We start from the raw sequence: 20,812 nt of genomic DNA on the forward strand, positions 1-20,812 counted from the left end.
GGGTGGCCGACGCCGGTGGGGCGGGCATCCCGCTGACCGAGCCGCTGCGCGCCGGCGACGCGCTCGAGTACGTGCGCACGGACCGGCTGACGGGCAACCGGGCGCCGGTGATCTACCGGGTGGACCGGGTCAGCGGCGACGAGGTGTCGTTCAATGCCGGCAGCCGGATCGAGAAGACCAACGGGCAGGTGGTCTCCATCACGTCGCCGGCCGGCGGCCTGTTCGACACCGCGTCGCCGCCGGGCGGCTGGGCATTGCGCAAGGACGACATCCAGCCCGGCATGCGCTGGCAGCTCGACTACGTGACGACCACCGGCGACCGGCTGCGGCATGAACTCACCGCCTCGGTGGGCGGCGAGCAGGCGATGCGTGTGGACGGGGTGGAGTTGAACGTGATGCGCATCGGCTACGAGGGCTGGATCTTCGCCTCCAGCACCACCAGCTTGCCGCTGACCGGCGCCAGCACGCGCTTTCGGGGCGCCGCCTGGTACAGCCCCGAGCTGGGCCGGGTCGTCCGTTTCGAGGGCGAATACCAGCGCGGGGTCTCCTCGGGGGCCAACGAGAGCCTGGAGCTGGTCCGCATCCAGCGCTGAGGCCCCCGGAAGCCCGAAAATTGGCCGTTTGGCCATTTCTTCATATAATCGCGGGCTTCGCAGCGTTTTTGTAGCCCCGCGGCGAAGGTATGCCAGCCACCCTTTCATTGGGCGGAAGGCGTGAAAACCCACCTAAGAGATTCCCATCAGAGGAACGCCGACCGTGGAAAAGGGCTCGCCAAACCCTCTTTCAAGAGAAAAACTCATGACCAAAACGTTCAGCGCCAAGCCCGCTGACGTGACGCACGAGTGGTTTGTGATTGACGCGACCGACAAGGTCCTCGGACGAGTAGCCAGCGAAGTTGCTCTCCGTTTGCGCGGCAAACACAAGGCCATTTACACGCCTCACGTCGATACCGGTGACTACATCGTCATCATCAACGCCGCGCAACTGCGCGTCACCGGCGCCAAGTCGATCGACAAGGTGTACTACCGTCACTCGGGCTACCCGGGCGGTATCACGGCGACGAACTTCCGCGACATGCAGAACAAGCACCCGGGCCGCGCCCTGGAAAAGGCTGTCAAGGGCATGCTGCCCAAGGGCCCGCTTGGTTACGCGATGATCAAGAAACTCAAGGTGTACGGTGGTGCAGAGCACCCGCATACCGCCCAACAGCCCAAAGTGCTGGAACTGTAAGGAGCCTTGAGAATGATTGGTGAATGGAACAATGGCACCGGCCGTCGCAAATCCAGCGTCGCCCGTGTGTTTCTGAAAAAAGGCACCGGCAAGATCACGGTCAACGGCAAGGACATCCAAGCGTTCTTCGGCCGTGAAACCTCGATCATGATCGCCAAGCAGCCCCTGGCGCTGACCAACAACCTCGAAGCTTTCGACGTGATGGTCAACGTGAACGGCGGCGGCGAATCGGGTCAAGCCGGCGCCACGCGCCACGGCATCACCCGTGCCCTGATCGACTACGACGCTTCGCTGAAGCCCGTCCTGAGCCAAGCCGGCTTCGTGACGCGTGACGCACGTGAAGTCGAGCGTAAGAAGGTCGGTCTGCACTCCGCCCGTCGCCGCAAGCAGTTCAGCAAGCGCTGATCCCCTGCTCGTTGCGAGACAAGAAGCCGCCCTCGGGCGGCTTTTTCGTGGCCGCGTCCCCCAGGTGCCCCTGGTGGATGCGGCGCCCGACCCCACTTGCGATGGGTGCTCGCCGCATGCGGCCTGCCGAAATTGCGGCATTGCAGTAGCATCCATCCCATTGGCCGCCCAAGCGGCCCCCCAAGGAGTTTCACCCCATGAGCGCTGTTGCCGAAAACATCCAGACCCAGATGCCCGAGCCGATCGTCTTCACCGACAGCGCGGCCGCCAAGGTCGCCGACCTGATCGCCGAAGAGGGCAATCCCGACCTGAAGCTGCGCGTGTTCGTGCAGGGTGGCGGGTGCTCGGGCTTCCAGTACGGTTTCACCTTCGACGAGATCACCAACGAAGACGACACCACCATGACCAAGAATGGCGTGTCGCTGCTGATCGATGCCATGAGCTACCAGTACTTGCTCGGCGCCGAGATCGACTACAAGGAAGACCTGCAGGGCGCCCAGTTCGTCATCAAGAACCCGAACGCCACCAGCACCTGCGGCTGCGGTTCCAGCTTCTCGGCCTGATGCCTGGATGCTGCTGACCAGCCCCCTCGAAAAAGCCGCCTCCGGGCGGTTTTTTGCTGCCTGTCGTTTTTCCGAGTCCACGCCTTCCCGATGAGCCCCGAAACCGCCGTCCCCGTCGATCCCGCCCGCAAGAGCCTGCTGTGGCTCGTGGCCGTGGGCTTCTTCATGCAGACGCTGGACGCCACCATCATCAACACGGCGCTGCCCGCCATGGCCGCCAGCCTGGGCGAGAGCCCGCTGCGCATGCAGTCGGTGGTGGTGGCCTACGCGCTCACGATGGCGATGCTGATCCCGGCCTCGGGCTGGATCGCCGACCGCTTCGGCACGCAGCGCGTCTTCTTCTGCGCCATCGTGCTGTTCGCGGCCGGCTCGGTGCTGTGCGCGCTCTCGCAGGGGCTGGGGCAGCTCGTGGCGGCGCGGGTGGTGCAGGGCCTGGGCGGGGCGCTGCTGCTGCCTGTGGGGCGCCTGGCGCTGTTGCGCACGGTGCCGCGCGGCGAGTTCCTGCAGGCGATGAGCTTTGTGGCCATCCCGGGGCTCATCGGGCCGCTGCTGGGGCCCACGCTGGGCGGCTGGCTGGTGCAGTACGCCTCCTGGCACTGGATCTTCCTGATCAACGTGCCGGTGGGGCTGGCGGGCTGCATCGCCACGCTGCGCTACATGCCGGACCTGCGTGGTGCCCTCCAGAAGCGCTTCGACGGCGTGGGCTATGCGCTGCTGGCCTTCGGCATGGTGGCGATCTCGCTGGCGGTCGACGGCGTGTCGGGGCTCGGGCTGCGCCAGGGCGGGGTGATGGCGGTGCTGATCTTCGGCTTCGCCAGCGTGGTCGCCTACTGGCTGCGCGCGGCGCGCACGCCGGAGCCGCTGTTCTCGCCCGCGCTGTTCGGCATTCCGACGCTGAGCATCGGCCTGCTGGGCAACCTGTTCTCGCGCCTGGGCAGCAGTTGCATGCCGTTCCTGGTGCCGCTGTTGCTGCAGGTGTCGATGGGCTATTCGCCGGTGCGCGCCGGGCTGATGATGCTGCCGGTCGCGCTGGCCGGCATGGCGATGAAGCGCTTTGCCACGCCGCTGATCACACGCCACGGCTACCGCCGCGTGCTCGTGGCCAATACGGTGCTGGTCGGCTGCACCATGGCCAGCTTCGGCCTCACGGCGCCGGGGCAGCCGGTGGCACTGCACCTGCTGCAGCTGCTGGTGTTCGGTGCGGTCAACTCGCTGCAGTTCACGGCCATGAACACCATCACCCTGAAGGACCTCGACGGCGGCATGGCCAGCAGCGGCAACAGCCTGCTGTCGATGGTGCAGATGCTGGCGATGAGCCTGGGCGTGGCCGCCGCCGGCGCGGTGTTGGCGGGCTACAACGGCGTTTTCGGTACCACGACGGCGGTGCAGACGCTCGATGCGTTCCAGGCCACGTTCGCGACCATGGGGCTCATCACGGTGGCTTCGGCGCTGATCTTCTGGCATCTGCCGGCAGAAGTGCGGGCGGCGCAGCCTGCACAGCCGGAGGTCTCCGGTCAGGGCTGAGGCAAATCAGGCGGGGTAGATCGCGCCGAGCACCCGCGCCCCGCGCGCGCCGGTCACGCTCGCGAGGTTGCCGGGTTCGCGCCGGACGGTGCGCCGGGCCAGCCACGCGAAGGCGGCCGCCTCGACCTGCTGGGGCGGCAGGCCGTGTTCCGACGACGCCTGCACCTGCACGCCGGGCAGCAGGGCGCGCAGGCGGCCCATGAGGTGGTCGTTGAGCGCGCCGCCGCCGCAGACGATCAGCAAGGCGCTCTCTTTTTGATAGCTTCGCAGCGCTGCTGCGCAGGTGCTGGCGGTCAGTTCGGCCAGCGTGGCCTGCACATCGACAGGCGCCCAGGCGGCCGTGCCCAGGTGGCCGGCCAGCCAGTCCGGATGGAATAAATCGCGCCCTGTGCTCTTCGGCGGCGCCTTGGCGAAATACGGTTCGGCCTGCAGCCGGGCCAGCAGTTCGGGCAGCACGCGCCCGCTGGCTGCCCACTGGCCGCCCTGGTCGAAGGGCTGGCCGAGGTGGCGCTGGCACCAGTGGTCCATCAGCGCGTTGGCGGGGCCGCAATCGAAGCCCAGCAGGGGCGCGGTGTCCGCCGGCGCGTTCGTGGCGGGCAGCAGGCTCAGGTTGGAGATGCCGCCGAGGTTCAGCACGGCGACGGGCGCGTCGGGCCGGGCGAACAGCGCCTGGTGAAAGGCCGGCACCAGCGGGGCGCCCTGGCCGCCGGCCGCGAGGTCGCGGCTGCGGAAGTCGGCGACCACGTCGATGCCGCTCAGTTCGGCCAGCAGCGAGGGGTTGTTGACCTGCAGCGTGTAGCCGGTGCCGTCGAACTCGAGTGGCCGGTGGCGCACGGTCTGGCCGTGGGCGCCGATGGCGGTGACGGCTGTCGGGGCGATGCCGGTGCGGGCCAGCAGCTGCACGACCACGTCGGCATACGCCCGCGCCAGGCCGTTGCCGGCCAGGGCCGCGCGGTGCAGTTCGTTGTCGCCGGGGGTGTTGAGCGCCAGCAGCTCGGCGCGCAGCGGGGCGGGAAAGTCGGCGCTGGCGTGGCCGACCACCGCGAGGTGGCCGTCGTCGGAGAAATCGGCAATGACGCCGTCGACCCCGTCGAGCGAGGTGCCCGACATCAGGCCGATGAAGCGTTGCTGCGGCGGCTGCGGTGCGGCGGCCATGCCCAGGGGAGCGAGGCTCAGTCGGCGCTGGCCTGGATCACCGAGAAGGCAGCGGCCAGCTCGGTGCGGGCGCCCACGGCGATGCGTTCGAAGGCCGGACGCAGGGCCGCGGTGATCGGTGCGCCGCCTTCCTGCGCGATCGTGGTCGGGTCCTGGTAGGCCCCGCCGACGCGGTATTCGAAATGCAGGTGCGGGCCGGTGGCCCAGCCGGTCGAGCCGACGGCACCGATGGTCTGGCCCTGGCTCACGCTCTCGCCGGCCTTCACGTTGATGCGGCTCAGGTGGGCGTAGGCCGTCTGCTGGTTGTTGCGGTGGTTGATGATGACGATGTTGCCGTAGCCGCTTTGCGTGCCGGCGAAATCGACCGTGCCGTCACCGACCGTGCGCACCGCGGTGCCCGTGGGCGCCGCGTAGTCGATGCCGTTGTGCTGGCGCCAGCTGTTCAAAATCGGGTGCATGCGCATCGCGAAGCCGCTGGACACGCGCGAGAACTCCACCGGCGAGGCCAGGTAGGCCTTGCGCAGGCTGTCGCCGTTCGGGCGGTAGTAGCTGCCCTTCTGGCCCGCGCCTGGCGGCTGGAACCAGACGGCCTGGTGGACCTTGCCGTTGTTCTCGAACTCGGCCGAGAGCACGCGGCCGCTGCGCAGCGCCTGGCCGTCGGCTTCGAAGGTCTCGTAGACCACGGCGAAGCGGTCGCCCTTGCGCAGCGAGCGCACGTCGACGTCGCCCGCGAAGATGTCGGCCAGCTGGCTCGCCACCGCATCGGGAATGCGCGAGTCGTCGGTGGCGGCGAACAGCGAGCTGCGGATGGTGCCGCTGGCCAGGCGCGTGCCCGGCGTCAGCATGTCGCGCTCGGTGCGGGCGACAAAACCGGTGGGCGTGCGCTCGACGACGAAACGCTTGAAGCCGCCGTCGGCGTCAGGAATCCAGCGGGCGCTCAGCTTCTGCAGCTGGTTTTCCTGCGTGGCTTCGGCCGTCACGGTGCGGCCCACGCGCGCGAACAGCGCCATGCGCGCTTCGGCGTTGCCGCGCACGAAGGCGGTGGCGGCGGGGTCGGAAATGCCCAGGCGCTTCATCAGCGCCTCGGCCGTGTCGCTGGAGCGCGAGACGTCGGTGCGGAACAGCGTGAAGCTGAAGTTCTCGAGCGACGCCGACTGGTCGGCGAAAGACACCGGCGCGGTGGCTTCGAGCACTTGCTGGATGGGGAGGTCGGACGCGTCGGGACCGAGCGAGGCGACCGCGAGGGTGCCGGCGCTGAGCAGCATCGCAGCGATCGCTGCGGTGATCTGCTTGGGGTACGTCCGGAATGTGTAGGCCACGCGGGAAGCGAGAAGCTCCTCGGCGGCGAGAATGCCGTTGATCAAACTGTGGATTCCAACTCAGGTTCTGCAGGTCCGTGCTGCAAGGCCCAGTGCGTTCAGGGCGGCAGGAGACGGTGCGGAAAAAAAGCGCCGCTTAGAATCCGGCGCTTGAAAAGTCGGGCTGAGTATAGCTTCGGCCACCGGAAAAACCGCCAAAAAAGCCCATGAACGCCGAATCTGTTACATCCACCAGCCTCTCCGATGGTGTAAGACAAGCCCTCGAAATATCCCTCCGCGGCGCTGACGAACTGCTGCCGCAGGACGAGTGGGTCAAGAAGCTCCAGAAGGCGGAAGCCAGCGGCAAGCCGCTGCGCATCAAGCTGGGCCTGGACCCGACCGCACCGGATATTCATATCGGACACACGGTGGTGCTCAACAAGATGCGCCAGCTCCAGGACCTGGGGCACCGCGTGATCTTCCTGATCGGCGACTTCACTTCCCTGATCGGCGACCCCTCGGGCCGCAACAGCACCCGCCCGCCGCTCACGGCCGAGCAGATCCGCGCCAACGCCGAGACCTACTTCGCCCAGGCCAAGCTGGTGCTGGACGAATCGAAGACCGAGATCCGCTACAACTCGGAGTGGAGCGACCCGCTGGGCGCGCGCGGCATGATCCAGCTGGCGGCCAAGTACACGGTGGCGCGCATGATGGAGCGCGACGACTTCAACAAGCGCTTCAAGGCCGGCCAGTCGATCTCGGTGCACGAGTTCCTGTACCCGCTGATGCAGGGCTACGACTCGGTGGCGCTGCAAAGCGACCTGGAACTGGGCGGCACCGACCAGAAGTTCAACCTGCTCGTCGGCCGTCATCTCCAGCAGGAATACGGCCAGGAGCCGCAGTGCATACTTACTATGCCACTGCTCGAAGGGCTCGACGGCGTCGAGAAGATGTCCAAGAGCAAGGGCAACTACATCGGCATCAGCGAGGACGCCAACAGCATGTTCGCCAAGGTGCTGTCGATCTCCGACACGCTGATGTGGCGCTGGTACACGCTGCTGAGCTTCCAGTCGGTGGCGCAGATCGAGGCGCTGAAGGCCGAGATCGCCGGTGGCCGCAACCCGAAGGACGCCAAGGTCGCGCTGGCCAAGGAAATCACCGCGCGTTTCCACAGCGCGGCGGCGGCCGATGCGGCGGAGCAGGACTTCATCAACCGCAGCAAGGGCGGCGTGCCCGACGAGATTCCCGAGGTGGCGCTGAGCGGTGCCCCGCTGGGCATCGGCCAGCTGCTCAAGCAGGCCAACCTGGCGTCGTCGTCGGGCGAGGGCAACCGCCTGATCGACGGCGGTGGCGTGCGCATCGATTCGGTCGTGGTGTCCGACAAGGGCCTGAAGCTGCCTGCGGGCAGCTACGTGGTGCAGGTCGGCAAGCGCAAGTTTGCGCGGGTGACCCTGAGCTGATCAACAAAAAAGGCCCCTCGGGGCCTTTTTCAATGGGAGCCGACGTGAGGGGCTCAGCGCACCTCGATGGTCACGCGCCGGTTGCGGGGTTCGTCCACCTCGTCGGCGGTGGGCACGGCCAGGTCGCGTTCGCCGCGGCCCACGGCCTCGATGCGGTTCGCCGGAAACTGGCGCTCCACGAACAGCTGCACCACTTCCTGTGCGCGGCGGCGCGACAGCTGGTCGTTCTGCTCGCCGGCGCCCTTGGTGTCGGTGTGGCCGGTCACCACGATGTCGCCGCCGCTGCGGGCCAGCGCGGCGGCCAGCGCCTCGGTCATGATCTGCTGCGACGCCGCCGTCAGCGTGGTGGTGCCCACTTCGAAGAACACCGTATAGCGCTGCGGAAGCGGCGGGCGCATGTCGAACAGGGGCTTGTTCTCGGCCTGGACCTTGGCCGCGTCGGCCTGGTCGACCACCGGCGCACCGCTCGCACCCACCGCGGCCGTGGCGCGCTGGTAGGGCTTGGAGAGCACTTCTTCGCCGTCCTTGGCGCGCACCACCACGGCGGAGGGCGTGCCGTCAGCCTGGGGCAGGAGCACCACGCGCGTGCCCGGCGAGGAGCAGGCGGCCAACAAAAGGGCGACCAGCGCGGTCGCGGGAAGAAGGGGGGAGCGGCGTGGCGGTGTCTGCATCTTTTCAGGGTTGGCCGTCGGTCTGCACGATGAAGTCCGTGCCCCGAATGCCGATGGTGGCGGTCTGGGTTTCGACGCGCACGGCGTCGGGGTTGGTCTTGCCGATGAGGCCGGTGATCATGCGCATCGAGCCGCGCAGCAGCGACACGAGCATGCCGCCGTCGCGGGTGGTACCGTCGAAGTGGAATTCCTTCAGGTCCATGCGCGAGGACGGGCCGACCATCAGCGTGGTGTTGTCGCGCAGCACGACGGCTGCCGACGAATCCGGGCCGGTCACGATGCGATCGACCGCGCCCAACGCGTCGCCGGGGGCGGCCGTGCGCGTGGCGCCGGCGCTGTCGAGCAGCTGGACGTTGCCGCGCACCGTCTTCACGAACCCGGCCTGCTGGGGCGCTGCTGCTGCGGGCGCCGCAGCGGGAGCCTGGGCCTGGGCCTGGGCCTGGGCCAGGGTGGCTGCGCCGACGATGGCGAGCCCGAGGGCGGCGGTCAAAAATTTCTTCATCATTTGCCTCTCTGTGACTGATTGCTTCGCAATGAGCGCAAATATTAAGGCGAAGGCGTTACATATGGTCACGCGGCTGATAATTCAGCCGATTCCTGCGACGTAATGCCCGCCCGCACAGGCCCTTTTTACCTGATCTTGTTCTTTCTGCATGACGTTGACCCCTAAAACGCTGCTTCGCGTCTCTGTCGCGGTGGCCCTGATCACCATCCTCCTGAAGGGATGGGCCGGCTACCTGACGAACTCGATGGGCCTGATTTCGGACGCCATGGAGTCCTGCGTCAACCTCGCCAGCGCCATGTTCGCGCTGGCCATGGTGACCATCGCCGAGCGCCCGGCCGACGAGGACCATCCCTACGGCCACCACAAGGCCGAGTACTTCTCGTCCGGCTTCGAGGGCCTGCTGATCGTGGCCGCCGCCGTCGCCATCCTGTGGGTGTCGGTGCTGCGGCTGCTGTCGCCGCAGCCGCTGGAGCAACTGGGCTGGGGTCTGGCGCTGTCGGTGATCAGCTCGGGCTTCAACGCGGCGCTGGCGTTCGTGCTGTTCCGCGCGGCGCGCGCGCACCGCTCCATCGCGCTGGAGGCCGACGGGCGCCACCTGATGACCGACGTGTGGACCTCGGTCGGCGTGCTGGTCGGCATCGTGGCCGTGCATTTCAGCGGCTGGCTCTGGCTCGACCCGCTGATTGCCATCGGCGTGGCGCTCAACATCGTGCGCGAGGGTTTCAAGCTCGTGTGGCGCTCCTCGCAGGGCCTGATGGACGAGGCGCTCGACGCCGAGACGCTCGCCACCGTGCGCGCCACGCTCGACGCCTTCGCCGCCAACCATGCCGAGGGCGACCGGCTGCGCTTCGACGACATGGTGACGCGCGGCGCCGGCCAGCGCCGCTTTGCCGACCTGCACATGCACGTGCCCGGCGACTGGACCCTGCAGCGCGCCGCCAACCTGCGCGACGAGCTGGAGCAGGCGCTCATGGACGCCGTGCCCGGCCTGCGCGTGACCATCCAACTGCTGCCGCTCACCATGGAAGCGCGCGCCACCCGACTCGAGGACCACCATTCATGAAAGCCGTGCTCCAGCGCGTCGCCCACGCCCGCGTCGACATTGCCGGCCAGACCGTCGGCGCCATCGAGGCCGGCCTGCTGGTGCTGCTGTGCGCCGAACGCGGCGACGGCGACAGCGTGGCCGACCGCCTGCTTGCCAAGATCCTCAAGCTGCGCATCTTCTCGGACGAGGCCGGCAAGATGAACCGCAGCGTGCAGGACATCGGCGGCGGCCTCCTGGTCGTGAGCCAGTTCACGCTGGCCGCCGACGTGAGCGGCGGCAACCGCCCCAGCTTCACGCTCGCGGCGCCGCCCGACGAGGGCCGCCGGCTCTACGAGTACTTCGTGGCACAGGCGCGCGGCGCGCACCCGGTCGTGGCAACGGGCGAATTCGGCGCCGACATGCAGGTGCACCTGCTGAACGACGGACCGGTCACGATCCCGCTGCAGATGACGGCGTGAACGGCGCGGGGCGGATCACCGCTTCCCACGCCACCTTCGGTTCGTCGTAGCGCAGCACGCGCACCTCCTCGAGGTGCTGCAGCTGCCAGCCGTCGGCAAACAGCCGCTCGACCGCGGCGCGGTCGAAGAAGCGCTTGGGAATGCCGTCCACCGTGTAGAAAAAGTCTTCGTCCCGTCCGCTGGCCGACGGGCCGCGCGCGCCGTGGTGCCGGTCGTTGACCGAGTTGAGGCGGCACAGCAGCACGCCGCCCGGCCGCAGCACGCGGTGGATGCGCCGCACCAGTGCCAGCGTTTCGTCCCATGCGAAGTAGTGCAGCGACAGGCTCGCGAGCACCACGCCGACCGTGGCGCCCTGCGCCAGCGGCCACGCGTCGCGGAAATCACCGCAGTGGAACTCGGCCCCTGCGGGCACGCGTTGCCGCGCCTGCGCCAGGGCGTCGGACGACAGCTCGACCGCCACCACCCGCAGTCCGGCATCGACCAGCGTGGCGGTGTCGCGACCCGCTGCGCAGCCCAGTTCGAGCACCGGCCCGTCGCCGGCACATTCGCGCAGCAGCGGCAGCCAGCGCGGCAGCCAGGGATCGGTGCCCGACGCCATCGCGACCTCCGCTCAGCGCCCGTACGGGCTGCGGATGCCCAGGCCCGCGAGGATCTCGATTTCGTACGCTTCCATCTCGTCCGCGTCGGCTTCGCTGGTCTCGTGGTCCCAGCCCTGCGCGTGCAGCGTGCCGTGCACCAGCAGGTGCGCGTAGTGCGCGGCGAGCGTCTTGCGGTTTTCCTTGGCCTCGCGTGCCACCACGGGCGCGCACAGCACCAGGTCGGCCATCACGACCGGGCCCTGCGCATAGTCGAAGGTGAGCACGTTGGTCGCGTAGTCCTTGCCGCGGAACTCGCGGTTCAGGCGCTGGCCCTCCTCGGCATCGACGATGCGCACGGTGATCTCGCCGTCGATGTCCAGCGCATGACGAATCCAACGGTTCACGCTGTGGCGCGGCAGTGCGGCGCGATGCCGCTCCACGCCCTTGAAGCGCCCGAACTGCAGCGATAGCGACAGGGCCGGAAGCAGAGAGGCCGCCATGTCAGTGGCCTCCCGAGCGCTTGCGCTGCCCGTCGTAGGCATCGACGATCTTCGCCACCAGCGGGTGGCGCACCACGTCGGCGCTCGTGAAGTGCGTGGTCGCGATGCCGGCCACGCGCTTGAGCACGCGCTCGGCGTCGATCAGGCCGCTGAGCTGCTGCTTGGGCAGGTCGATCTGGCTCACGTCGCCCGTCACCACCGCCTTGGCGCCGAAGCCGATGCGCGTGAGGAACATCTTCATCTGCTCCACCGAGGTGTTCTGCGCCTCATCGAGGATCACGAAGGCGTTGTTCAGCGTGCGTCCGCGCATGAAGGCCAGCGGCGCGATCTCGAGCACGTTGCGCTCGAAGGCTTTCTGCACCTTCTCGTAGCCCATGAGGTCGTACAGCGCGTCGTACAGCGGGCGCAGGTACGGGTCGACCTTCTGCGTCAGGTCGCCCGGCAGAAAGCCCAGGCGCTCGCCGGCCTCGACGGCCGGGCGCGTGAGCACGATGCGCTGCACCGCCGCGCGCTCCAGCGCATCGACCGCGCAGGCCACGGCCAGGTAGGTCTTGCCGGTGCCGGCCGGGCCGATGCCGAAGGTGATGTCGTGCTTGGCGATGTTGTCCAGGTACAGCGCCTGCGTGGGCGTGCGCGCGCGCAGGTCGGCGCGGCGCGTGACGAGCATGGCCGCGTCCTCGTCGCTCATCGAGCCGTCGCCGGCCAGCGTGAGCTGCACCACGGCCGGGTCGATGGCGCGCTGGGCGATCTCGTACAGCGCCTGCAGCACCTCCATGGCCCGCTGCGCCGGGGCCTTGGGGCCGTCGACCTTGAACTGCTCGTGGCGGTGCGCGATCTTCACGCCCAGGGCGTCCTCGATGCGGCGCAGGTGCGCATCCAGCGGGCCGCACAGGTGGCCGAGGCGCGAATTGTTCAGGGGGGTAAAGGTGTGTCGCAGAATCACGCGGTATCCATTTCCATCTAATTGGCAGCCCATGCAAGACCAGCCACGCTCGAAAAAACGCAATCCAAGGCGGGTAACACCGCGGAACCGGCTTTGCCGGGCCGCCGGTGTTGCCCCCTTGAGGGGGGAAGCGGCTACACGAAGTGAGCAAGCAACGGGGGGGAGCCAATGATAGGCAAACTGACCGGCACGCTCGCAGAGCGCAACCCCCCGCAGGTGGTGGTGGACTGCAACGGCGTCGGCTACGAGGTCGACGTGCCGATGAGCACGTTCTACAACCTGCCCAACGTCGGCGCGAAGGTGTCGCTGCTCACGCACTTCGTCGTGCGCGAGGACGCGCAGATTCTCTACGGCTTCGGCACCGCCGAGGAGCGGGCGGCCTTCCGCCAGCTCATCAAGATCACCGGCGTGGGCCCGCGCACCGCGCTGGGCCTGCTCTCGGGCATGAGCGTGGGCGAGTTGGCGCAGGCCATCACCACGCAGGAGCTGGGCCGGCTCGTGAAGATTCCCGGCATCGGGAAGAAGACCGCCGAGCGGCTGCTGCTGGAGCTCAAGGGCAAGCTGGGCGCAGACATCGGCCTGCCGGCACATGCCGCGTCCGACGCGCAGGCCGACATCCTGCAGGCGCTGGTGGCGCTGGGCTACAGCGACAAGGAGGCCGCGCTCGCGCTGAAGGCGCTGCCGAAGGACGCGAGCGTGAGCGACGGCATCAAGATGGCACTGAAAGCCCTGGCGAAGTAACCGCGGGCCACCGAAGGCAGGCACGACATGCCGAACTGCGACTTCTACGCCACGCCCGAAGACCATGAGGGCCTGCTCACGTGGCTGCTGGCCGAAGGCAGCTGCGAGGTCCATGAACTGGGCTCCGACTTCGACCAACCCCTGAAACGCTTCCATACGGCCGCCGAAGTGCTGGCGCAGTTCGAGCGGCGCTACCCCAATGGGAGGAAGTGGCGCGCTGTCCACTTGCAGCTCTACGTGCTGGGGGCCGGGCCGCCCTTCGTGCCTCGTCGCGTGGCGCTCGACCCGAAGGCCTGCGATGGCGCCACCTTCCGCTACAGCGCCGACGGCTGGGGCCTGGTGCAGCTGTACCTGAGCGCGCTGTCCGAGGGCGACGCGCGGCTCGAAGACTCTCACACCAACCACAACACGCTCAAGCGTGCCCAGGCCTGGTCGGGCACGGTGAGCGAGATGGGCGACGTCGGCGCCTGGGACTTCGGCAAGATCACCGCCTTCTCGTCGCGCCTGAACCGCGAGATCCGCAAGCAGGGCGTGGCAAAGGTCGGCAGCCGCGCCATACTGCCGGGCGCACTCAAGCTGTGGAAGTCCGGGGTGGCCCTGGGCCCCTGGAAGCCCGGCGAACATGCGTTGCAAGGAGACACCTCGTGAGCGCTTCCTCTTTCGCCCCCCTGTCTGCAAGCATGACCGGTGGCCCATTGACGCCGCGGATGCGCGCCGAGATGCCGTTCGAGCTCGTCGGCCCGCGCCTGCAGGCCGTGTGCGGCAACTTCACGCCAGTGCCCATGCCGCGCCAGCAGACCGTCTCGGGCGGCATCGAGGTGCGGCGCGCCGGCGGGGTCGACGTGGCGCTCATCGGCCAGAACCTGCAGCGCGTGCACCGCGATGCGCAGGCCATCCGGCGCGACGACCGCGAGCATTTCTTCCTCGTGTTCCAGGACCACGGCGGTGCGCTCATGTGCCAGGGCGCGCAGCAGATCGCGGTGCAGGCCGGCGACATCGTGCTGATCGATTCGGCGCGGCCCTCGGAGTTCGTCTACGACGGCGCCAGCTCGCAGCAGGTGTCGGTGCACCTGCCGCGCGCCGACATGCTCGCGCGCTTCGGCCCCGCGCTGCAGGGCGGCGTGTGCGTGCGGCGCGGCGACGCGCTGGGCTTCGCGATGCGCGCCATCCTCGCGCGCCTGCTCGACAGCGGACAGTCCGACGACGCGCACCTGGTCGAGGCCTTTCTCGGCGTGTTCGGTTCGGTGCTGGTCGAGCGCGCGCGGCAGGCGCCGGCGCTGCTGTCGCGCAACGCCGGCGAGGGCGTGCTGCGCCGCGCGATGGACCACGTGGCGCTGCAGTTCCACGACCCGGCCTTCCACGCGGGCGAACTGGCGCGCCACCTGGGGGTGTCGCCGCGGCTGCTGCAGCGGGCCTTCGAGGCCTTGGGCGTTTCGCCGAGCCGCCACATCCTCGACACGCGGCTGGCGGCGGCGCGCGCCGCGCTCGACGCAGCGGCCCGGCAGGGCGGCCCCGCGCCGGCCATCGCACAGATCGCCTACGACTGCGGCTTCAACGACCTGTCGTTCTTCTACCGCGAGTTCCGCAAGCGCTACGGCGTGCCGCCGGGGCGCCTGGCACTTGGACCCCTGACGCACTGACTGACGCCTGAGTCCATTCGCTGACGCCTGGCTCCAAGACGCCGGCCCCTGCTTTTCCTACATTGATCGGGCGCGCCCGCCCTGCGGCGGCGCGCGCCAGCGTCAACCCAACCAGGACAAAGCAATGCAAGAGACAAGAATGACGATCGGCGGTCGCGCGGTGCCAGGCACGGCCTCCTTCGAAGTGCGCAACCCCGCCAACGGGCAGGTGATCGGCACCGCGCCGAACGGTTCGCGCGACGACCTCGCCGCCGCCGTGGCCGCCGCGCAAAAAGCCTTCACGAGCTGGTCGCGAAAGTCCGACGACGAACTGGCCGCCGCCTGCCGCGCCGTGACCGAGAAGATCGGCGCGCACGCCGAAGAGCTGGCGCGCCTGCTCACGCTGGAGCAGGGCAAGCCGCTCAACGGCCTGGGCTCGCGCTGGGAGCTGGGCGGTGCAGCCGCCTGGGCCGGCGCCACCGCGGCGCTGTCGCTGCCGCCGCGCGTGCTGCAGGACAACGCGCAGGGCCACGTCGAGATCTTCCGCAAGCCCGTGGGCGTGGTCGGCTCGATCACGCCGTGGAACTTCCCCGTGCTGATCGCCGTGTGGCACGTGCTGCCGGCGCTGCGCACGGGCAACACGGTCGTCATCAAGCCCTCGCCGTACACGCCGCTGGCCACGCTGCGCTTTGTCGAGCTGCTCAACGAAGTGCTGCCCGAAGGCGTGGTCAACAGCGTGAGCTGCGACGACCGCACCTCCAACCTCGGCGCCGACATGGCGAGCGACCCGGTCATCCGCAAGATCGTGTTCACCGGCTCCTGCGCCACCGGCAAGAAGGTGATGCAGTCGGCCGCCAGCACCATGAAGCGGCTCACGCTCGAACTCGGCGGCAACGACGCCGGCATCGTGCTGCCCGACGCCGACCCCAAGGCCATTGCCGAAGGTTTGTTCTGGGGCGCGTTCCTCAACAACGGCCAGACCTGCGCGGCCATGAAGCGGCTGTACGTGCACGCCAGCATCCACGACGAGGTGTGCGAGCACCTCGCGGCCTTTGCGAAGCAGGTGCCGATGGGCGACGGCATGGACGAGAAGAACGTGCTCGGCCCGGTGCAGAACCGCATGCAGTTCGACAAGGTCGCGCGGCTCGTGGCCGACGCGAAAAAGAAGGGCCAGGTGCTCACGGGCGGCGAACCGGGCGAGGGCCTGTTCTTCCCCGCGACCATCGTCGCGGGCCTGAAGAACGGCGATGCGCTGGTCGACGAAGAACAGTTCGGGCCCGCGCTGCCCGTCATCCGCTACACCGATGTCGAAGAGGCCATCCGCGCCGCCAACGACAGCGAGAACGGCCTCGGCGGTTCCGTGTGGTCCAAGGACATCGAGCACGCCAAGCGCATCGCCTCGCGCCTGGAATGCGGCTCGGTGTGGATCAACAAGCACGGCGCCATCCAGCCCAACGCGCCCTTCGGCGGTGTGAAGGGCTCGGGGCTCGGCGTGGAGTTCGCGGAAGAAGGGTTGAAGGAGTACACCGACGCGCAGGTGATCTTCTCCTGACGCGTTGCAGAGCGTGGCGTGCGCCACGCTCTGTTCAGGTGCGCAGCGCGGCGGTCAGTGCGCCGAGCAGCGCATCGGTCTCGACCAGGCTCGGCGGATGGATCGGCGCCGGCCAGGTGCTGTGGACCGCGACCACGAGCCGTTCCTTCGGATGGATGTAGACCTGCTGGCCGAAGATGCCGAGCGCGGCGAACAGGCCGCCGTCGAGCTCGGGCAGTGCCTTCGCGCCGGTCGGGAAGGTCCACCACTGGTAGCCGTACCCCATCGGTTCGAAGCCCGCGAGCGTGCCGGGCGCGAGGTGGCTGGTTGCATCGACGCGCGTGGCGTCGGCCACCCAGCCGTCGGGCAGCACCTTGTGGCCGCCGGCCACGCCGCCGCCGAGCACGAACAGGCCGAAGCGCCCGAAGTCGCGCAGCGTGGCGTTCACGCCGCTGCCGGTGAACTCCTGGCCATCGACCGCATCGAGCTGCCAGTAGGCGTCGGCTTCCATGCCGAAGGGCGCCCAGATCTTTTCCGAGAGGTAGTCGCTGATCGGCCGGCGGATCGCGCTGGCCAGGATCTCGCCGACCAGGCAGGTCTCGCCGGTGCTGTAGTTGAAGCGCGTGCCCGCCGGCGCCACGCGCGGGCGCTGCGCCATGAACTTCAACACCGCACCCTTTTCGCGCGTGAGCTGCACGCGCATGAGCTGGCGCCGGTCGGAGCCGGCGTCGAGGTAGTCCTCGTTCCAGGCCACGCCCGAGCTCATCTGCAGCACCTGCTTCACCGTCACGTCGTCATACGCCGAGCCGCGCAGCGCGGGCAGGTAGCGCACCACCGGGTCGTCGAGGCTGGCGATGTGGCCATCTTTCACGGCCGCGCCGACCAGCGTGGAGGTCAGCGACTTCGCGACCGAGAACGACAGCCACTTCGTCGCCGCGTCGTTGCCCATGGCGTAGCGCTCGAGCACGACATGGCCGTCCTTGATCACCAGCAGGCCGGCCGTGTGGTTGCGCGCCATGAAGCCGTCGATGCCGAAGCGCTGCGCGTCGACGGGCGTGCCTTCGGGCAGCGGATGCACGTGCGTGCCGCGCCGGATCGCGCGCGTCGCGTAGAGCCGGTCCATCTGGCGGTAGGTCGGCGCCTGCAGCGCAGGCGGCAGCGTCATCAGGTCTTCGTAGCGGCCGATGGCCTCGTCGGATGTGCTCATTTCGCAGGCCGGTTCAGCCCCAGCGTCGGCGTCTCGTCGAAGAAGTTCCAGGGCTTGAGCAGCGCATGCACCCACTCGGTCGGCATGATCGGCCACTCCTCGGCGCGCGCGACGTGCGTGGTGCCGGTGGTGAGCCACACCACGTTGTCGGTGTTCACGATCTCCTGGTTGTCGGCCGTGAACTGGCCCAGGCCCGTGTCCTTGTTGGAGCGGTTCGGGTACTTGCCTTCGGGGAACAGCTCCTCGGGGTCGTAGCGCGTCACCCAGAGCTGGCGGTCCATGAAGCTCAGGCGGTGGTTGATCCACTCGTCCTTCGCGAAGTTGGCGCCCTTGGCGATCGGGTGCGTGCCGCCCGCGTACGGCACCAGCTGGTACGACACCGGGTTGCCGACCTTGTTGTTCTTCGACGGGTTGCTCAGCAGGCGGATGGTCGAGGGGTCGAACTTCTGCGCCGCCTGCTGCTCGGTGCGCACCGTGCGCTGCACCGTCTGCATGGTGCTGGTGCGCGGGCCGCCGCGCGTGTTGGGCAGCACCACCGGGTCGACCTCGGTGAGCGTGTTCTGCTCGCCATCCACGTCCAGGTCGAGGCGGAAGTTGTAGATGTGCTGGTGCGTGGTGCCGACGATGTGGTGGTCCAGCAGCGTGCCGTAGCGCGTGTCCTCGGCGGCCGTCGGGTCCTGCATGGTGCGCGACTTCACGCCCTTCACGGCCTCGATGCCGGTGGCGCCGGCGTGGATGCCGATGGTGCCGTTCTCGGCGAAGACCCAGTCGAACAGGTAGTCGTAGTTGCCCACCGTGCTGATCCAGCGCACCACCAGCTCGCGCCGCTCGGTGCTGATGTTGGGCTTGCCCATTTCCTGGTGCTTGAACTCGGGGTCGGCATAGCGCTCGAAGACGGCGATGGCGCGCGGCACCTTGGTGGGTGCGCCGGTGTAGTCGGCCAGCGTGGCGTCCAGCAGCACGGCGTTCTGCGGCGCGTCCTTGTTCGGTTCGATGGGCGAGGTGAGCGTGCCCATGCCGTACTCGCCCGAGTCGAGGTAGGCCTTGAAGTACCAGCCGGTGTCGGGGTCGCCATAGGGCACGATCATGCCGCCCAGCGAGCCCTCGTACATCACCTTGCGCTTGGTGCCCTTGTCGTTGTACGTGACGGTGGACAGCACCAGGCCCACGCGCGAGTCGAGCCGCACGTGGAAGTCCCAGTTGCGCCAGTGCATCGTGTGGCCGGTGATCGTGTAGTTCTTGCCCTCGGGCTCGGTGATCTCCAGCGGCTTGGGCGCCGGCGTGGCCGCGCGGTCGCGACCGTCGTAGGGCGTGGGCTTGAGCGGCACGGGCACGAGGCCGCCGTCCTCGATCTTGATGACCTTCTTCTGCTCCAGGTCGACCACCGCCACCAGGCCCTCGATGGGGTGCGCCCAGTAGTTGCCGTCGCCCACGTCCAGGTAGCTCACCACCTTCAGCAGGCGGTCTTCCTGGCGCAGCGAATCCTTGCCGTCGAAGTAGCCCACGGTGAGCGGCGTGGCCACCACCTTCTTCACGTCGGCGATGCCGCGCGTGGCGAGCGCCTTGGCGTAGTCGGGGCTGGCCTCGATGGCGCTCTGCACGGTGGCGAAGTCGTCCAGCAGCACCATGCCGTGCGCGCCCTCGATGGGTTTCCATGCGGTGAGCGTGCGCGCCGCGAGATCGACCGTGCCCTCGATGACCTTCTTGCCGTCCAGCGCCACGAAGGCCGCCTGGCGCGGCGCGCGCACGGGCTGGCCGGTGAGCGCGAAGTTCCAGACCTCGTCCTTGGGCGGGCGCTTCACGCTGATCTCGGTGAAGCGCAGGCCGGCCTTGTGGCGCCCCGAGGCCTTCAGCACCTCGAGCGTGGCCTGGATCTCGGCCTCGGTGAGCGGGTTCAGCGGGTTGGGCACGCGCTCGACCACGAAGGTCTTGTCCAGGCTGGACTGGAACACCTGGTTCACGAAATCGTGCGGCACGTAGGCCGCGCCCTTGCGCATGACCACGGGCACATCGAGCTGCATCGGCTGGCCGTTGACCAGCGCCGTCTTCGAGCCGGGCTTCAGGCGCACCAGCGTGCCGTTGCGCGCCACGGTGAACACGTTGGCAAAGCTGTCCCAGCGCAGCGTGCCGCCGAAGTCTTCCACCGTCTTCTTCAGCGGCACCATGTGGGCCGCACCGCCGTGGGCCCGGGCCGGCTCAGTGCTCAGGGGGCCGAGGGCGAGTGCCAGGGCAGAGGCCAGGGCGGTGCCCAGGAGACGCCGTGCGGCGCCGCGGCCGGGCGTTCGGTGGTAGCTGCTGCGCATGGCTGCATCCTTCTTCGCGTGTTGTGGTGGACAACCGCGAAGGTAAGAGCGCCGCCGGCGCGGGCGTTATCAAGATTTGGCAAACCACCGCGCGCGCGTGGCGGACGGCAGCTCGCCGAACAGGCGCGCGTAGTCGATGGCAAAGCGCGACAGGTGCCAGAAGCCCCAGCGCGCGGCGATGTCGCCGATGGTGTCGTCGCGGCAGGCCTGCATCTCGCAGCGCACGCGGTTCAGGCGCATCACGCGCAGGTAGGTGACGGGGCTCAGGTGCAGCACGTCCTCGAAGGCGTACTGCAGCGAGCGGCGCGACACGCCGGTGGCCGCGCACAGGTCGGGCACGCTGATGGGCTCGTCGGCGTGCGCCTGCATGTACTCGCGCGCCTTGGCCACGATGTGGCGGCGCGCCGCTGTGCTGGCGGGCAGCCGGGCCTCGAAGGCCTTCGAGCCCATGCACTGCAGCACCGCGTCGGCCAGCGACAGCGACAGCATGTGGCGCGCGGCCGGCTGTTCGAGCTGCGCGAGGTTGTCGCGTGCCAGCGACAGGGCGGCGCCCAGCAGGCGGGTGAAGGCGGTCTCGTCGAAGCCGGGGTGCTGCACCGGCGCGGGTGCCGGCATGCGCAGTTCGAAGTCGGGGCCGAACAGGGTGGTGGCCAGCTTGGCCAGCGGTTCGGTGTCGACGCACACGGCCATCAGGTCCATGCCGGCGCCGGCCAGCAGCTCGAACTCGCCCCGCGGCGGCAGCGCGCTGAGCTGGCGCCCGCCCAGGTCGTGGCCGCAGTACCAACTGCCCGGGGCGGCCGTCTCGGTGAGCGCGAAGGCGATGGCGCCGGGGCGGCCCCGGCCGCGCTGCAGCACGGTCTGGTTGGCGCGCTCGTGGAAGACCTGCACGAAGTCCAGGTGCAGGTCTTCGGCCAGACCCTCGAAGCGGCCGTTGGACAGCTGCTCGTAGTGCTGGTCCCAGGCGCCCACGCCCGAGGCCTGCGCCTGGGCTTCGGCGGTGAGTTGTCGGCTGAAGTGAAGAAGCTCGGTCATGGTGCGCGCTGGCGCAGTTGCCATCGCGCAGCCGATGAGCAGAA

The 20,812-nt window shown here is 68.8% G+C and carries 21 protein-coding genes and 1 pseudogene; 12 read left to right on the forward strand and 10 right to left on the reverse strand.

The window, feature by feature from the left end; translation table 11 throughout:
* The 5 genes and pseudogenes from VBO01S_RS32725 to mdtD form a co-directional block, all read left to right on the forward strand.
* Nucleotides 1-593 (forward strand): annotated as a pseudogene (locus tag VBO01S_RS32725) (hypothetical protein); the annotation flags it as partial.
* Between the two features lie 205 nt (nt 594-798).
* The gene (gene rplM / locus VBO01S_RS21730; RefSeq protein WP_062479213.1) at nt 799-1,230 is read left to right on the forward strand and encodes a 50S ribosomal protein L13; all 432 of its coding nucleotides are present in this window, start codon (nt 799-801) and stop codon (nt 1,228-1,230) included.
* Between the two features lie 12 nt (nt 1,231-1,242).
* Nucleotides 1,243-1,635, forward strand: coding sequence for a 30S ribosomal protein S9 (rpsI, locus tag VBO01S_RS21735; protein WP_062479216.1), 393 nt, complete (start codon nt 1,243-1,245; stop codon nt 1,633-1,635).
* 197 nt (nt 1,636-1,832) lie between these two features.
* On the forward strand, nt 1,833-2,198 hold the full coding sequence (gene erpA / locus VBO01S_RS21740) for an iron-sulfur cluster insertion protein ErpA (protein WP_056577477.1): 366 nt from the start codon (nt 1,833-1,835) through the stop codon (nt 2,196-2,198).
* A gap of 90 nt (nt 2,199-2,288) precedes the next feature.
* Complete coding sequence (gene mdtD, locus VBO01S_RS21745; RefSeq protein ID WP_062479219.1) at nt 2,289-3,722, forward strand: multidrug transporter subunit MdtD; 1,434 nt, start codon at nt 2,289-2,291, stop codon at nt 3,720-3,722.
* 6 nt (nt 3,723-3,728) lie between these two features.
* Here the strand turns inward: mdtD and VBO01S_RS21750 are convergent, their stop codons facing one another.
* Together VBO01S_RS21750 and VBO01S_RS21755 are read right to left on the reverse strand one after the other, a co-directional pair.
* A complete protein-coding gene (locus VBO01S_RS21750) occupies nt 3,729-4,877 on the reverse strand; it encodes an anhydro-N-acetylmuramic acid kinase (RefSeq protein ID WP_062479222.1) in 1,149 nt (382 codons plus the stop codon).
* Nucleotides 4,878-4,894: 17 nt separating this feature from the next.
* The gene (locus tag VBO01S_RS21755) at nt 4,895-6,241 is read right to left on the reverse strand and encodes a M23 family metallopeptidase (RefSeq protein WP_062479224.1); all 1,347 of its coding nucleotides are present in this window, start codon (nt 6,239-6,241) and stop codon (nt 4,895-4,897) included.
* 161 nt (nt 6,242-6,402) lie between these two features.
* On the opposite strand from VBO01S_RS21755, the gene tyrS reads away from it, so the two are divergent.
* Entirely contained in the window at nt 6,403-7,635 is a 1,233-nt protein-coding gene (gene tyrS / locus VBO01S_RS21760; RefSeq protein WP_062479227.1) for a tyrosine--tRNA ligase, read from the forward strand.
* A 53-nt stretch (nt 7,636-7,688) separates the two neighbouring features.
* Here tyrS and VBO01S_RS21765 read toward each other — a convergent pair whose 3' ends face one another.
* The gene (locus VBO01S_RS21765) at nt 7,689-8,306 is read right to left on the reverse strand and encodes an OmpA family protein (protein ID WP_062479230.1); all 618 of its coding nucleotides are present in this window, start codon (nt 8,304-8,306) and stop codon (nt 7,689-7,691) included.
* Nucleotides 8,307-8,310: 4 nt separating this feature from the next.
* Nucleotides 8,311-8,808: a FecR family protein gene (locus VBO01S_RS21770; RefSeq protein ID WP_255221168.1), complete on the reverse strand. Its 498-nt coding sequence runs from the start codon at nt 8,806-8,808 to the stop codon at nt 8,311-8,313.
* 151 nt (nt 8,809-8,959) lie between these two features.
* On the opposite strand from VBO01S_RS21770, the gene VBO01S_RS21775 reads away from it, so the two are divergent.
* Together VBO01S_RS21775 and dtd are read left to right on the forward strand one after the other, a co-directional pair.
* A complete protein-coding gene (locus VBO01S_RS21775) occupies nt 8,960-9,874 on the forward strand; it encodes a cation diffusion facilitator family transporter (RefSeq protein ID WP_062479235.1) in 915 nt (304 codons plus the stop codon).
* A complete protein-coding gene (gene dtd / locus VBO01S_RS21780) occupies nt 9,871-10,314 on the forward strand; it encodes a D-aminoacyl-tRNA deacylase (protein ID WP_062479238.1) in 444 nt (147 codons plus the stop codon). Before VBO01S_RS21775 ends, dtd begins: the two co-directional genes overlap by 4 nt.
* Here the strand turns inward: dtd and VBO01S_RS21785 are convergent.
* From VBO01S_RS21785 to VBO01S_RS21795, 3 genes are read right to left on the reverse strand one after another with little or no spacing between them, the layout of a single operon-like run.
* Nucleotides 10,286-10,912, reverse strand: a complete 627-nt coding sequence (locus tag VBO01S_RS21785) for a class I SAM-dependent methyltransferase (RefSeq protein ID WP_062479241.1) — start codon at nt 10,910-10,912, stop codon at nt 10,286-10,288. The genes dtd and VBO01S_RS21785 overlap by 29 nt on opposite strands.
* Nucleotides 10,913-10,924: 12 nt before the next feature.
* Complete coding sequence (ybeY, locus tag VBO01S_RS21790) at nt 10,925-11,392, reverse strand: rRNA maturation RNase YbeY (protein ID WP_062479245.1); 468 nt, start codon at nt 11,390-11,392, stop codon at nt 10,925-10,927.
* A 1-nt stretch (nt 11,393) separates the two neighbouring features.
* Complete coding sequence (locus VBO01S_RS21795) at nt 11,394-12,335, reverse strand: PhoH family protein (RefSeq protein ID WP_062479248.1); 942 nt, start codon at nt 12,333-12,335, stop codon at nt 11,394-11,396.
* 168 nt (nt 12,336-12,503) lie between these two features.
* Between VBO01S_RS21795 and ruvA the strand changes: the two genes are divergently transcribed.
* The 4 genes from ruvA to VBO01S_RS21815 all read left to right on the forward strand — a co-directional run bounded on the left by ruvA (nt 12,504) and on the right by VBO01S_RS21815 (nt 16,247).
* Entirely contained in the window at nt 12,504-13,076 is a 573-nt protein-coding gene (gene ruvA / locus VBO01S_RS21800) for a Holliday junction branch migration protein RuvA (RefSeq protein WP_056577514.1), read from the forward strand.
* A gap of 27 nt (nt 13,077-13,103) precedes the next feature.
* Complete coding sequence (locus VBO01S_RS21805) at nt 13,104-13,724, forward strand: hypothetical protein (protein WP_062479251.1); 621 nt, start codon at nt 13,104-13,106, stop codon at nt 13,722-13,724.
* Nucleotides 13,721-14,716 (forward strand): helix-turn-helix domain-containing protein, encoded by a 996-nt coding sequence (locus VBO01S_RS21810; RefSeq protein WP_157627416.1) that lies wholly within the window; start codon nt 13,721-13,723, stop codon nt 14,714-14,716. Before VBO01S_RS21805 ends, VBO01S_RS21810 begins: the two co-directional genes overlap by 4 nt.
* 124 nt (nt 14,717-14,840) lie before the next feature.
* Nucleotides 14,841-16,247, forward strand: coding sequence for an aldehyde dehydrogenase family protein (locus VBO01S_RS21815; protein WP_062479257.1), 1,407 nt, complete (start codon nt 14,841-14,843; stop codon nt 16,245-16,247).
* Nucleotides 16,248-16,281: 34 nt separating this feature from the next.
* Here VBO01S_RS21815 and VBO01S_RS21820 read toward each other — a convergent pair whose 3' ends face one another.
* The 3 genes from VBO01S_RS21820 to VBO01S_RS21830 all read right to left on the reverse strand — a co-directional run bounded on the left by VBO01S_RS21820 (nt 16,282) and on the right by VBO01S_RS21830 (nt 20,768).
* A complete protein-coding gene (locus VBO01S_RS21820; RefSeq protein WP_082818230.1) occupies nt 16,282-17,433 on the reverse strand; it encodes a serine hydrolase domain-containing protein in 1,152 nt (383 codons plus the stop codon).
* Nucleotides 17,430-19,736: a primary-amine oxidase gene (gene tynA, locus VBO01S_RS21825; protein ID WP_062479260.1), complete on the reverse strand. Its 2,307-nt coding sequence runs from the start codon at nt 19,734-19,736 to the stop codon at nt 17,430-17,432. The genes VBO01S_RS21820 and tynA overlap by 4 nt, the downstream gene beginning before the upstream one ends.
* 69 nt (nt 19,737-19,805) lie before the next feature.
* A complete protein-coding gene (locus VBO01S_RS21830) occupies nt 19,806-20,768 on the reverse strand; it encodes a helix-turn-helix domain-containing protein (protein ID WP_062479263.1) in 963 nt (320 codons plus the stop codon).
* Nucleotides 20,769-20,812: the final 44 nt, after the last annotated feature.

Origin of the sequence: Variovorax boronicumulans NBRC 103145 (assembly GCF_001591345.1) — a bacterium.
Lineage (GTDB): Bacteria > Pseudomonadota > Gammaproteobacteria > Burkholderiales > Burkholderiaceae_C > Variovorax > Variovorax boronicumulans.